We start from the raw sequence: 12,419 nt of genomic DNA on the forward strand, positions 1-12,419 counted from the left end.
GGCCCGTACCCGGCCCGTACCCGGCCCGTACCCGGCCCGTACCCGGCCCGTACCCGGCCCGTACCCGGCCCGTACCCGGCCCGTACCCGGCCCGTACCCGGCCCGTACCCGGCCCGTACCCGGCCCGTACCCGGCCCGGACCCGGCAGGCCGGGGCGGGCCGGGCGGTCGGGGTCAGGCCGTCGGCACGATGCGGCCGGTGACCTCGCCGAGGCCGACGCGGGTGCCGTCCGGGCCGGGGGCCCAGGCGGTGATGGTCACCGTGTCGCCGTCCTCCAGGAACGTGCGCTTGCCCTCGGGCAGCTCCAGCGGGTCGCGGCCGTTCCAGGTGAGTTCGAGCAGGGAGCCGCGCTGGGCCGGTTCGGCGCCGCTGATGGTGCCGGAGCCGTAGAGGTCGCCGGTGCGCAGCGATGCGCCGTTGACCGTCATCTGGGCGAGCTGCTGGGCGGCCGTCCAGTACATCGTGGAGAACGGGGGCTCCGCGACGACCTGGCCGTTGATCGCGACGGAGAGCCGCAGGTCGTAGCCGCCGGGCTCGTCCTCGTCGGCGTCGTCCAGGTAGGGCAGCAGCGGGAAGTCGCGGGCGGGCGGGGCGGTCCTGGCGGCGTCCAGCGCCTCCAGCGGGGTGACCCACGCCGAGACGGAGGTGGCGAAGGACTTGCCGAGGAACGGGCCGAGCGGGACGTACTCCCACGCCTGGATGTCGCGCGCCGACCAGTCGTTGAGCAGGGAGAGGCCGAAGACGTGCTCGCGGAAGTCGGCCAGCGGGACGGGCGTGCCGTGCTCGGAGCCGGTGCCGACGACGAAGCCGACCTCGGCCTCGATGTCGAGCTTGACGGACGGGCCGAAGACGGGCGCCGGGTCGGCGGGGGCCTTGCGCTGGCCCGCCGGGCGGACCACGTCCGTGCCGGAGACGACGACGGTGCCGGCGCGGCCGTGGTAACCGATCGGCAGGTGCTTCCAGTTGGGGGTGAGCGCGTCGCCGTCGGGGCGGAAGATCCGGCCGACGTTGGTGGCGTGGTGCTCGCTGGCGTAGAAGTCCACGTAGTCCGCGACCCGGTAGGGCAGGTGCAGGGTCACCGTGTCCAGGGGGTGTAGCAGCGGCTCTATGTCCGTGCGGTGGGCGGGGACCGTCACCCAGGCGGTCAGCGCGCGGCGCACATCGCGCCAGGCGGTGCGGCCGGCCGACAGGAGGGCCATCAGGTCGGGCTGGGCCAGCAGTTGGGCGTACGGCGAACCGAGGGCGAGCGCGGCGGCCCCGGCGTCCAGGACGTGGTTGCCGATGCGGACGCCGACGCGTCGCTCACCGGCCCGGTCGGGGGTGGAGAACACGCCGTAGGGAAGGTTGTGCGGGCCGAAGGGATCGCCCTCGGCCAGATCGAGCGGGCTGCTCTGCTCGGGCATCGGTTGCTGCCTCGCTTTCCAGGTCGCTTGGGGGACACGTTACGTCGGGGGCACCGCTTGGCGGCAGTGCCCCAACCATCCCCAATGCCCCGGAAAGTACGCCTCCGCGTCCGTCCTAACCAGCTGTTCTGGGGATGCTCTTCTCCCAGGTCCGGTGGAAGACGACCTCGCCGCCCTCGGTGCAGACGACCTCGTTGACGGTGTGGAAGTCGTCGGCGTCGGCGGTGATCTCCGAGCGGGTGTCGATCTGCACGTCCCACGACATCTCCGGCCGGTGCAGCCGGATCGTCCAGTCGGAGCGGGTCCGCGCGGAGAGCGGGTCGTCCTCCTGGATCGTGTACGTCTCCACCGCCTCCTCGGTGAACTCCAGCCCGTCGGGGTAGACCCGCGTGCCGCCGTAGCGAGGATCGACCTCCAGCCGCCACTCGCCCTTGGCGACATCGCGGACGACCAGCCGTTCGGGGCGCGGCGCGTCCAGGGTCTCCGGGTACACGACGCCCAGCGGCTCGGACTGCTCGGGCTCCTCGAAGCGGATCGCCGGGTCCTCGGTGTGCCGGCGCACCGGCAGCTCGACCAGGCTGTCGTCGGCCTCCAGGGTGAAGCCCGCCGAGCCGGCCTGCGGCCAGATCCAGGGCCAGTACGAGGAGGAGACGGCGAGCCTGATGCGGTGGCCGGGCGGGAAGGTGTGCCCGATGCCGTTCAGCTCGAAGGTCACGTCCTCGGTGGCCCCGGCCGGCCAGTCGTCGGTGCGGTCGCGGCCGTGGCGGGCGGCGAGGTTCAGGGCGCCGCGCGTGACGAGGGTGGAGGAGCCGTCGGGGGCGACGTCGCAGAGCCGGGCGACGGCCTGGCCGCGCGGCGCGTCCATCCGGATGCGCAGCTTCACCCGGGGCCGGCCCAGGATCTCGATCGGCGCGTCGGCGACCGGGAATTCGAAGCAGAGGGACTTGGCGTCCTCGTCGCGCTGGTCGGGCGGCAGGTCGGCGTCGTTGCCGAAGGGGAAGAAGCGGCCCGCGTCCAGGCCGGTCTGCTGCGGCGAGTGGACGATCTGCGCCCCGCCCTGGAGGGCGTACGCCACCGGGGTGACGTCATCGGACGGCCAGCTGGTCTCCCCGACCCAGCGGCCGGGCAGCGTCTCGTAGACCGTGGCGGGCCGGTGCGACTCGCTGATCCAGGACCGCAGCAGCGGCTCCCCCATCACGCCGGTGTCCTCGTCCTTCAGGTGCTGGTCCCACCAGCGCAGCGTCTCCTGGAGGAAGCCGATGGCGGGGCCGGGCGGCAGCCCCCGGTCGGGGTACTGGTGCGACCAGGGCCCGATGATCCCGCGCACCTTCGCCGGGTCCAGGTGCTCGACCAGTCTGAGGACGGTGTCGCGGTACGGGTCGTGCCAGCCGCCGACCGCCAGGACACTGGCCTTGATCGCGGAGTAGTCCTCGCAGACGCTGCCGTGCTTCCAGTAGGCGTCGCGGGTCTGGTGCGCGAGCCAGGTGTGGATGAAGGGGTCCACCGCCTCCAGCCGGTCCAGCCACATCTGGCGCCAGTCGTCGCCGACGTCCGCCGGGTCGGGCGGCCGGCAGACGAAGGCCAGCATGGTCGCCGCCCAGGCGTGCATGTCCACGGCCAGGACCGAGCCGCCCATGTAGTGGACGTCGTTGTCGTAGCGGTCGTCGGCCGAGCACACCGTGACGATCGCCTTCAGCGGCTCCGGGGCGAGCGCGGCGATCTGGAGCGAGTTGAAGCCGCCCCAGGAGATCCCCAACATGCCGACCCGCCCCGAGCACCACTCCTGCCGGGCAAGCCAGTGGATGACGGCGACCCCGTCGGCCAGCTCCTGCGCGTCGTACTCGTCCCCCGGCATGCCCTCGCTGTTGCCGTGGCCGCGCACGTCCACCCGGACCGAGGCGTAGCCGTGGCCCGCGTACCAGGGGTGGCGCTGCCAGTCGCGCGGCGCGGTCCAGTCGCTCAGCCGGTAGGGCAGGTACTCCAGGAGCGCGGGGACGGGCTCGTCCGTGACCGGCCGCCAGATCCGGGCGTACAGCTCGGTGCCGTCCGGGAGCGGGATGTAGAGGTCCTCGCGGGTCGTCTCGTACGGGAACGCGGTCTCGATGTGCATGGGCGTACCTCAGTGGACGGGGTGCATGGTGCGCTTGAGCCAGGGGGCGGCGGCGATGACGGCCGCACCGGCCACCACCGCGACAGCGCCATTGACACCGAAGTAGGCGGGGTTGGACACCTCGCCGTACAGCTTCACGATCTGGGCCTGGATGCCGTTGGCGAGGGCCAGCGAGAGGAACCAGAGCGCCATGGTCTGGCTGGCGAACGCCCTGGGGGCGAGCTTGGTGGTGGCCGACATGCCGGAGGTCTCCAGCAGGATGTCGCCGAGCCCGAGCAGCAGGTAGGAGCCGACGATCCACCAGGCGGCCATCCGGTACGTGTCGCCCGAGTGGCCGGAGGTGGGCAGGACCATCAGCAGGAACGAGAGACCGCCGAGGACCACCCCGATCGCGATCTTGTTGGACGCGTGCGGCTGGCGCGGCCCCATCCTCGCCCAGACGGCCGCGACCACCGGAGCGAGCGCCACCTCGAAGGCGCCGAGCGCGGAGGCGTACCAGCTCGCCGGGAAGTGGAAGCCGAAGATCTCCGTACGGGCGTTGGTCGACGCGAGCAGCATCATCGTCGAGTACGCCTGGAAGAGGATGAAGTTGAACACGACGGAGGCCAGGAACAGCACCACGTACGGGCGCAGCCTGCCGCGCTCCTCGGCGCTGACCCGGGGGCTGCGGAACATCACCACGAAGTAGACGACCGGGGCGATCACCGAGATGAGGGTGAGCAGGTCCACGAACCGGTCCATGGTCAGCCAGCCGGCGAGGGCGAGACCGGTGGCCGCCGCCGCGACCACCACGGCACCGACGACGATGAGCAGGATCGCGCGCCGCATGGGCCCGGGGGCCAGCGCGTATTCGGCGGCGCGCTTTCGCCCGGCCAGGTGACGGCGGCCCGCCACGTACTGGATGAGGCCCAGCGTCATACCGAAGGCGGCGGCCGAGAAGCCCCAGTGCCAGCCGGCGTGGTCGCCGAGCCAGCCGGTGATCAGCGGCCCGAGGAACGCGCCGACGTTGATGCCCATGTAATAGAGGGCGAAGCCCGCGTCCCGGCGCTCGTCCTCGGTCCGGTAGAGCTTGCCGACCATGGTGGCCACATTCGGCTTGAGCAGCCCCGTCCCGGCACTGATCAGCCCCAGTCCCACCCACGTCATGGCGTCCGTGGGCACCGCCATGGCGTAATGCCCGCAGGCGATCAGGATGCCGCCGTACAGGACGGCCCGGTACGAGCCGAGGATGCGGTCGGCCAGCCAGCCCCCGGCCACCGACACCAGATAGACGAGCGTGCCGTACGCGGCGGAGACGGAGGCGGCGGTCCCGGCCTCCATGCCCATGCCGCCGTGCGCGACCGTGTCCGCGAAGTAGAGGACCAGGATCGCCTGCATGCCGAGGAACGAGAACCGTTCCCACACCTCCAGGCCGGACAGGGTCATCAGACCCCGGGGCTGGCCGAAAAAGGCGTGGTCGTCAGCCGGGGGCGGCTGCGCCGGTTCGGTCTCTGCGGCTGCGTGGGACAAAGCGGCAACTCCTGATCGTATGAGCTGATCCCGAACATACCGGCGGTGGCGGGAAGGCGCCCACGGTGATCCAAAGGGGACCGGATACGCTGACTTGAGTGATGACAACGACACATCGACATCCCGTGTGATCGTCAGCAGACAGGAGATCCCCTCGTGACCGTCGTCGGGCCGTTCGGACTGAGCGTGCGGGACCAGGCTCTTGAGGCCGGTGTCCAGGCCGGTTTGGCTGCTGTCGAGTCGGGCCTGCTCGATGCCACCAAGAGCGACGTGCCCTTCATCACGGAAGCCGCCCAGCACCTGGTGCGCGCGGGCGGCAAAAGGTTCCGGCCGCTGCTGGCGATGCTCGCCGCCCAGTTCGGTGACGCCGACGCCCCGGGCGTGGTGCCCGCCGCCGTGGTCGTGGAGCTGACCCACCTCGCGACGCTCTACCACGACGACGTCATGGACGAGGCCGACGTGCGGCGCGGGGTCCCCAGCGCCAATTCCCGCTGGGGCAACTCGGTCGCCGTACTGACCGGCGACTTCCTCTTCGCCCGCGCCTCGCACATCCTGGCGGACCTCGGCCCGGAGGCCGTCCGCATCCAGGCGGAGGCGTTCGAGCGCCTGGTCACCGGCCAGATCCTGGAGACGGCGGGCCCGCGCGACGGCCGCGACCCCGTCGAGCACTACCTCGAAGTGATGCGCGGCAAGACCGGCTCGCTGATCGCCGTCGCCTGCCGGTTCGGCGCGATGATGTCCGGCGCCGGCGAGCCCACGACCGACATCCTCACCCAGTACGGTGAACGGCTCGGCGTGGCCTTCCAGCTCGCCGACGACGTCCTCGACATCGCCTCCGACTCCCACGAGTCCGGCAAGACCCCCGGCACCGACCTCCTGGAGGGCATCCCGACCCTCCCCGTCCTCCACCTCAGGGCGCAGGCCCAGGCGGACGGCAAGCCGGACGACCTGGCCCTGGTCGAACTGCTCGACGGCGACCTCGGCGACCCGGACACGCTCGCCGAGGCGCTGCGCCTGCTGCGCGCCCACCCGGCGCTCGCCCAGGCCCGGCGCGACACCGTCCGGTACGCCCAGGAGGCGCGGGCCACGCTGAAGCCGCTGCCCGAGTGCTACGCCAAGCTCGCGCTCGAAGAGATGTGCGACGCCGTGGTCCACCGCGCGGGCTGACGGCCCCTCGGGGGTGCCCTGCCCCGTCCCCTACTGGATGGCGGGGAAACAACGCCCCCGGGTCATACCGAAGAGGTACGCGCGGTTGCTCCCGGGGGTTGACGCCTGCGGCCGCCCGATTTGGTCAGATGGAGAACAACCACTCCTGACAAAAACGGGTGAGAATGGCGGCACGGAGTGGACGAGTGCATCCCGACGGAAGCCGCCGACCACGGAGGTAGGGCACACATGGCACCGAACGACAGCGCGGAGACCAACGGCACGGCCGCTCGGGGGAGCGCCGGCCGCCGCAAGGCGGCCCGTTACACCGTCCCCGTCGCGGTGGCGGGGGTGGCGGCGGCGACGATCGGCCTGGTCCCGGCGCTCGCCAGCTCGGGCGACCCCGATCTGCCGAAGATCACCGCTCAGGAACTCATCGAGAAGATCGCCGCGTCGGACACGCAGCAGTTCTCCGGCACGGTGACGATCAGCACGGACCTCGGCATCCCGTCCATCGGCGGCCTCGCCGGCTCCTTCATGCCCGACGCGGGCGGCAAGGACGCCTCCGGCGCCGACCCGCAGGCCAAGCTCACCGAGCTGGCCTCCGGCACGCACACCCTGCGGGTCGCCGCCGACGGCCCCGACAAGCAGCGCCTCTCCGTCCTGGACAAGGCGTCCGAGTACAGCCTCATCCACAACGGCGACCAGGTCTGGGCGTACGACAGCGCGTCCAACGAGGCGTACCACGCCGACACCGAAGGCAAGGACAAGCAGGCCGAGACAGGCCGGGGCAAGTCCACCCGGGGCAAGGACAAGGCTCTCCCCGAGGGCGTGCCCACCACCCCGAAGGCCCTGGCCGAGCAGGCGCTGAAGGCCGCAGACGGCAATACGTCCGTCACGGTCGACGGCACCGCCCGCGTCGCCGGACGCGACGCGTACCGCCTGGTCCTCAAGCCCGAGCAGAGCGGTTCCACGATCGGCTCCATCACCGTCGCCGTGGACGCGAAGAACGGCGTACCGCTCAAGTTCACGCTCCGGCCCAGCAGCGGCGGCAAGGCGGTGGTCGACGCAGGGTTCACCTCGGTCGACTTCACGGAGCCCGCCGCCTCCTCGTTCACCTTCACCCCGCCCAAGGGCGCGAAGGTCACCGAGGCCGACGAGGCGGAGCAGGCCGCGGGCCACGAGAAGGAGGCCCGGAAGGCGGTCGAGCAGGCCAAGGGCGACCTGGGCGCGTTCGAGGGGCTGAACGTGATCGGCGAGGGCTGGAACAGCATCGCCGAGATCAAGACCCCCGGCGGCGCGGCCCTCCCCTCCGAGGCGTCCGGTGACGTACCGGCCGAGGCCCAGCAGTTCCTGGACGCGCTCGGTGACAAGGTCACCGGCAAGTTCGGCTCGGGCACGGTCTTCAAGACCCGCCTGGTCAACGCCCTGATTACGGACGACGGCCGGGTCTACGTCGGCGCGGTCACCAAGGACACGCTGGTCGAGGCCGCGAACAACGCGGGCTGACACCCAAGTCCCTCGCCCGCCCCGTCGTGCGTTGCGCGGCGGGGCGGGCGCGATAGTGGGGAGCAGACATGACAAGGCCCGAGACCGCGCCCGTGATCGAGACGCGCGGGCTGACCAAGCGCTACCGGGGCGGCCAGCTCGCCGTGGACGGCCTCGACCTCACCGTCCCCGGCGGCAGCGTCTTCGGCTTCCTCGGGCCCAACGGCTCGGGCAAGACCACCACCATCCGCATGCTCATGGGCCTGATCGCCCCGACCTCCGGCACCGCGAGCGTCCTCGGCCGCCCCATGCCCGACGCGTCGCGCACGGTGCTCCCGCAGGTCGGCGCCCTGATCGAGGGCCCCGCGCTGTACGGGTTCCTGAGCGGCCGGGACAACCTCGTGCGCTACGACCGGGCCGACCCCACTGCCGACCCCCGCACCCGCACCGCCCGCGTGGGCGACGCCCTGGAGCGGGTCGGGCTCGCCCCGGCGGCCCGCAAGAAGGCCCGCGCGTACTCGCTGGGCATGAAGCAGCGCCTCGGCCTCGCCGCAGCCCTGCTCAGGCCCCGCCGGCTCCTCGTCCTGGACGAGCCGACCAACGGCCTGGACCCGCAGGGCATGCGCGAGATCCGCGCCCTGGTCCGCGAACTGGCGGCGGACGGCACCACGGTCTTCCTCTCCTCGCACCTCCTCGACGAGATCGAGCAGGTCTGCACGCACGCGGCGGTGATGGCCCGGGGCCGGCTCCTCACCCAGGGCCCCGTCGCCGGCCTCGCCTCCGGCACCGGCGGCCGCCTCGCCGTCACCACCCCGGACCCGGCCGACGCCGCCCGCGTACTGAAGGAGCACGGGCTCACCGGCATCACGCTGGACGGCGACCGGGTACGGGCCGACGCCCCGCCGGCCGCGGTCGAAGTCGCTGACCTCACCACGGCATTGGTGCGCGAAGGCGTCCGGGTGCGCGCATTCGGCGTCGAACGGGCCTCGCTGGAGGACACGTTCGTGGCTCTGACGGGAGAAGGATTCGATGTCGCAGGCTGAAATGTCGCACGCTGAAATGTCGTCGGCTGAAACCACCCGCGTCGGAGCCGTCCGCAACCCCCTGTGGACGTTCGGCATCCTCCGCTCCGAACTGACCACCACCCTGCGCCGCTGGCGCACGCTCGCCCTCCTCGGCGTGCTGGCCGCCGTCCCCGTACTGATCGGGATCGCGGTACGCATCGAGACGGCCGACGGCTCATCGGCCGGTCCGGGCGGCGGGGAGGGCGGGGGCGGTCCGGCGTTCCTCTCCCAGGTCACCAACAACGGCCTCTTCCTGGTCTTCGCCTCCCTCGCCGCGACCCTCCCCGTCTTCCTGCCCATGGCGGTCGGCGTCATCGCGGGCGACTCCGTGGCGGGCGAGGCCAACGCGGGCACACTGCGCTACCTACTGGTCGCCCCGGCTGGCCGGACGAGGCTGCTGCTCGCCAAATACGCCGTCATGCTGGGCTTCTGCCTGGTCGCGACGCTCGTCGTGGCCGCCTCGGCCCTGGCCGTGGGTGCGCTGCTGTTCCCCGTGGGCGAGGTCACGACGATCTCGGGGACCACGATCGGCTTCGGCGAGGGGCTGCTACGGGCCGGGCTCGTCGCGGTGTTCGTGGCCGCGTCCCTGACCGGCTTCGCGGCGCTCGGCCTGTTCGTCTCGACGCTCACCAACAGCGGGATCGCGGCCATGGCGGCGACGGTCGGGGTCCTGATCACCGTACAGATCGTGGACACCATCCCCCAGCTGAGCGGGGTCCACCCCTACCTCTTCCCGCACTACTGGCTGTCCTTCGCGGACCTGCTGCGCGACCCCGTCTACTGGGACGAGGCACTGAAGAACCTGGGTCTTCAAGCGGTGTACGCGGCGGTGTTCGGCTCGGCGGCCTGGGCCCGCTTCACGGCGAAGGACATCACCGCTTGATACGGAAGCGACCTGATACGGAAGCGACCTGATACGGGGACGACAGCCGCACCGTTGGCCGGCGAGCCGTCCCCCGATCGGCTCGTCGCGGCACGAACGGCACGAACGGTGCGAAAAGCGAGGGAACGAGCCGACACGGTACGTTCCGTTTCCGCCTGAGCATTGTTCGACTTTTGGCGACGGACTGTCAACAAGGATTGGCTCGAACAGACCTATGCTCACCGAATGAACACATCGCCGAGTCCATCGCCGAGTCCATCGCCGAGTTCATCGCCGAGTTCACTGCGCCGGAGCGAGAGCTCACGCAGGGCGACTCTGGAAGCCGCCCTCGACCTGTGTACGGAGAGGGGCTACGGCCGGGTCACCATCGAGGCGATCGCGGCCCGGGCGGGCGTCAGCAAGAAGACGATCTACCGCTGGTGGCCGTCGAAGAGCGCGGTGTTGCTGGAAGCGTTCACGGAGAGGCTGGTCACGGCCACCCCCTTCACCGACACCGGCGACATCGCGAAGGACCTGCGCACCCACATCACGGGAGCGGTCGATGTCCTCGCCGTACCCCCCTTCGGTCCCGCGTACGCGGGCATACTCTCCGAGATCCACCATGACGACGAGCTGGCCGAAACAGTACGCACCCAGCTGATCGAACCCCGCTTCGAGGAAGCGGTCGACCGACTGCGCAGCGCACAGGCCCAGGGCCAGATCCCGCCGGACGCCGACCTGCACCTCGTGGTGGAGATGCTGTACGGCCCGGTGTACTACCGCCACGTGCTGCGCAAGCCCATGCAGGACGCGGAGGCGGTGGGGAAGCTGGTGGACCACGTACTGCGCTCGCTGGGGGCGGTAGCCACCCGCTGAGGGTCAGCCGAAGGCCCGCTCAAGGACGACCGCTATCCCGTCGTCCTCGTTGGACAGGGTCACCTCGTCGGCCGCCGCGCGCAGCTCGGGATGGGCGTTGCCCATGGCGACCCCGTACCCGCAGCTGCGGAACATCGGCAGGTCGTTGGGCATGTCCCCGAAGGCGATCGCCGTGCCCGGGTCCACCCCCAGCTCCTCGGCGGCCAGCGCGATCCCGACGCCCTTGTCGATCCCGTACGGCTGGAGCTCGACGGTCCCGGGCCCGGAGTGCGTCACGGTGGCGAGGTCCCCGACGACCGCCCGCGCCTCGGCGGCCAGTGCCTCGTCGCTGAGCTCCGGGTGCCGGATGAGCACCTTGATGACCGGCTCGGCCCACAGCTCGTCCCGGTGCCGGGTGCGCTGCGCGGGCAACGTGGCGTGCGGCATCCGGTACCCGGGCTCGACCAGGGTCCGCCCGTGCGCCCCGTCCTGGTCGACGGCCGCGAAGACCTGCCCCACCTGCGCCTCGAGCTTCCCGAGCGCCGCGTCGGCCGCTTCCCGGTCGAGCGTGACGGACCGGACGGTACGCCCGGCCCCGGCGTCGTACACCTGAGTCCCCTGCCCGCAGACGGCGAGCCCCTGGTAGCCGAGCCCGGCCAGCAGCCCCCGCACGCCGGGCACGGGCCGCCCGGTGACCACCAGGTGCCGCGCCCCGGCGGCGCCGGCCAGGCGGAGCGCGGCGAGGGTGCGGGGGCTAACGGTGTCGTCGCCGCGCAGCAGGGTGCCGTCCAGGTCGGTGGCGAGGAGGGCATATGCGGGTGGGATGGGCATGGCAGCCAGCGTAGGCGGTGACTGCCGGAGCCCGGCCGGAGTTGTGGCGGGGCGGGGATGTCCTGTAGGGGCGCCGAATCGATGTGACAACTAAGGTTGCCGAATGTCTTCATGACAACTATAGTTACCAGCATGCAGACACCGGAAACCTCGGAAGTGAAACCGGAGTCGGAGCGGGTGGAGCTGGCCAAGGCCCTGCTCGACGCGCTCGACCCACTGGCCGCATCCGTGCACGCCCGCGCGACCGGGCTGCCGCCCGACCGGATGTGGGCTGCGGACCCGGTGGACGTGTCGCTGTCCGTGCTCGGCGCCTGGAAGGTGGTGGACGAGGAGGTCAAGCGGCTGACGGCGATAGCCGCGCGGACGGCCGGCTCCTACGGCGCGAGCTATGAGCGGCTGGGGGCCGCGTGGGGGATCACGCGGCAGGGCGCGCGCAAGAAGTGGCCGGACGCCGTCGTGGGGAAGCGGGAGGCGAGCACGCTGGACCTGTTCGGCGGTCGCGCCGAGTTGAATTGGGAGGGGACGCCGGGCGGCTGGTGCTGGAAGGGCCGGGGCGCCGACGGGACCCGCAGCGAGGCCGGCGAGGCTGAGCGCTCGTTCGCGACGAAGGAGGAGGCGGCCGCCCATGCGGGTGCGTTCCTGAAGGAGCACGCGGGCGAGAGGTAGGACGGCGTCACGAGACGGTCGGGACGATCTTGCCCCGGTCGGCCCGCCCTTCGATCGCCGTGTGAGCGTGCGCGGCGTCGGTCCAGTGGAAGGGCGGCGTGGACGCAGGGCCGTAGGCTGCCCTCCCCGTAGCGCGCCCACAGCCCGGCGGTCCACCCCGCGTACCGCGCGGGTTGGTGGTCCTGGCGGCGGTCGCCGACCTGGACCCGGTGGCCCAGGCCGACTTGGGACGAGCGGTCGCCCTGGACCCGAAGGACCTGGTCGGCGTCCTGAACGACCTCCAGTCGGCGGCCTTGATCGTCCGCGGCCCGGACCCCAAGGACCGCCGCAAGAACGCGGTGAGCCTGACGGAGGACGGCCGCCGCCTGAAGGAGTGCACGGAGGCGGGGGAGCAGGCCAACGCCGAACTCCTGGCCCCGCTGTCACCGGACGAGCGGGCCCAGTCCCTGGACATGCTGCGGCGGATCAGCGGGGTGGGGTGAGGG

Annotated in this window: 11 protein-coding genes and 1 pseudogene; 8 read left to right on the top strand and 4 right to left on the bottom strand. The window is 71.8% G+C overall.

From position 1 onward, the window contains the following. A pseudogene (locus tag E6R18_RS34410) lies at positions 1–202 on the top strand (DUF4192 domain-containing protein); the annotation flags it as partial. Here E6R18_RS34410 and fahA read toward each other — a convergent pair. The 3 genes from fahA to E6R18_RS12965 all read right to left on the bottom strand — a co-directional run bounded on the left by fahA (position 174) and on the right by E6R18_RS12965 (position 5,022). After that, a complete protein-coding gene (fahA, locus tag E6R18_RS12955) occupies positions 174–1,403 on the bottom strand; it encodes a fumarylacetoacetase (RefSeq protein ID WP_136317050.1) in 1,230 nt (409 codons plus the stop codon). The pseudogene E6R18_RS34410 and the gene fahA sit on opposite strands and share 29 nt — an antisense overlap. 115 nt (positions 1,404–1,518) lie before the next feature. Beyond that, the gene (locus E6R18_RS12960; protein WP_136317051.1) at positions 1,519–3,513 is read right to left on the bottom strand and encodes a CocE/NonD family hydrolase; all 1,995 of its coding nucleotides are present in this window, start codon (positions 3,511–3,513) and stop codon (positions 1,519–1,521) included. Positions 3,514–3,522: 9 nt separating this feature from the next. Further along, complete coding sequence (locus tag E6R18_RS12965; protein ID WP_136317052.1) at positions 3,523–5,022, bottom strand: peptide MFS transporter; 1,500 nt, start codon at positions 5,020–5,022, stop codon at positions 3,523–3,525. A gap of 156 nt (positions 5,023–5,178) precedes the next feature. Between E6R18_RS12965 and E6R18_RS12970 the strand changes: the two genes are divergently transcribed. The 5 genes from E6R18_RS12970 (at position 5,179) to E6R18_RS12990 (ending at position 10,458) form a co-directional block, all read left to right on the top strand. Then, positions 5,179–6,189, top strand: coding sequence for a polyprenyl synthetase family protein (locus E6R18_RS12970; protein ID WP_136317053.1), 1,011 nt, complete (start codon positions 5,179–5,181; stop codon positions 6,187–6,189). A 228-nt stretch (positions 6,190–6,417) separates the two neighbouring features. Further along, positions 6,418–7,677 carry an outer membrane lipoprotein carrier protein LolA gene (locus E6R18_RS12975; RefSeq protein ID WP_136317054.1) on the top strand — a complete coding sequence of 420 codons (1,260 nt, stop codon included), beginning with the start codon at positions 6,418–6,420 and terminating at the stop codon, positions 7,675–7,677. A gap of 68 nt (positions 7,678–7,745) precedes the next feature. Then, positions 7,746–8,699, top strand: coding sequence for an ABC transporter ATP-binding protein (locus tag E6R18_RS12980; protein ID WP_136317055.1), 954 nt, complete (start codon positions 7,746–7,748; stop codon positions 8,697–8,699). 16 nt (positions 8,700–8,715) lie between these two features. Further along, on the top strand, positions 8,716–9,603 hold the full coding sequence (locus tag E6R18_RS12985; RefSeq protein ID WP_136317056.1) for an ABC transporter permease: 888 nt from the start codon (positions 8,716–8,718) through the stop codon (positions 9,601–9,603). Between the two features lie 225 nt (positions 9,604–9,828). After that, positions 9,829–10,458 (top strand): TetR/AcrR family transcriptional regulator, encoded by a 630-nt coding sequence (locus E6R18_RS12990; RefSeq protein ID WP_136317057.1) that lies wholly within the window; start codon positions 9,829–9,831, stop codon positions 10,456–10,458. Positions 10,459–10,461: 3 nt separating this feature from the next. Here the strand turns inward: E6R18_RS12990 and E6R18_RS12995 are convergent, their stop codons facing one another. Further along, positions 10,462–11,268 (bottom strand): HAD family hydrolase, encoded by an 807-nt coding sequence (locus tag E6R18_RS12995; RefSeq protein WP_136317058.1) that lies wholly within the window; start codon positions 11,266–11,268, stop codon positions 10,462–10,464. A 132-nt stretch (positions 11,269–11,400) separates the two neighbouring features. Between E6R18_RS12995 and E6R18_RS13000 the strand changes: the two genes are divergently transcribed. Together E6R18_RS13000 and E6R18_RS13005 are read left to right on the top strand one after the other, a co-directional pair. Continuing rightward, positions 11,401–11,934, top strand: a complete 534-nt coding sequence (locus E6R18_RS13000) for a hypothetical protein (RefSeq protein WP_136317059.1) — start codon at positions 11,401–11,403, stop codon at positions 11,932–11,934. Between the two features lie 173 nt (positions 11,935–12,107). Beyond that, complete coding sequence (locus E6R18_RS13005; RefSeq protein WP_136317060.1) at positions 12,108–12,416, top strand: MarR family winged helix-turn-helix transcriptional regulator; 309 nt, start codon at positions 12,108–12,110, stop codon at positions 12,414–12,416. Positions 12,417–12,419: the final 3 nt, after the last annotated feature.

Origin of the sequence: Streptomyces sp. A1277 (assembly GCF_004795015.1) — a bacterium.
Taxonomy (GTDB): Bacteria; Actinomycetota; Actinomycetes; order Streptomycetales; family Streptomycetaceae; genus Streptomyces.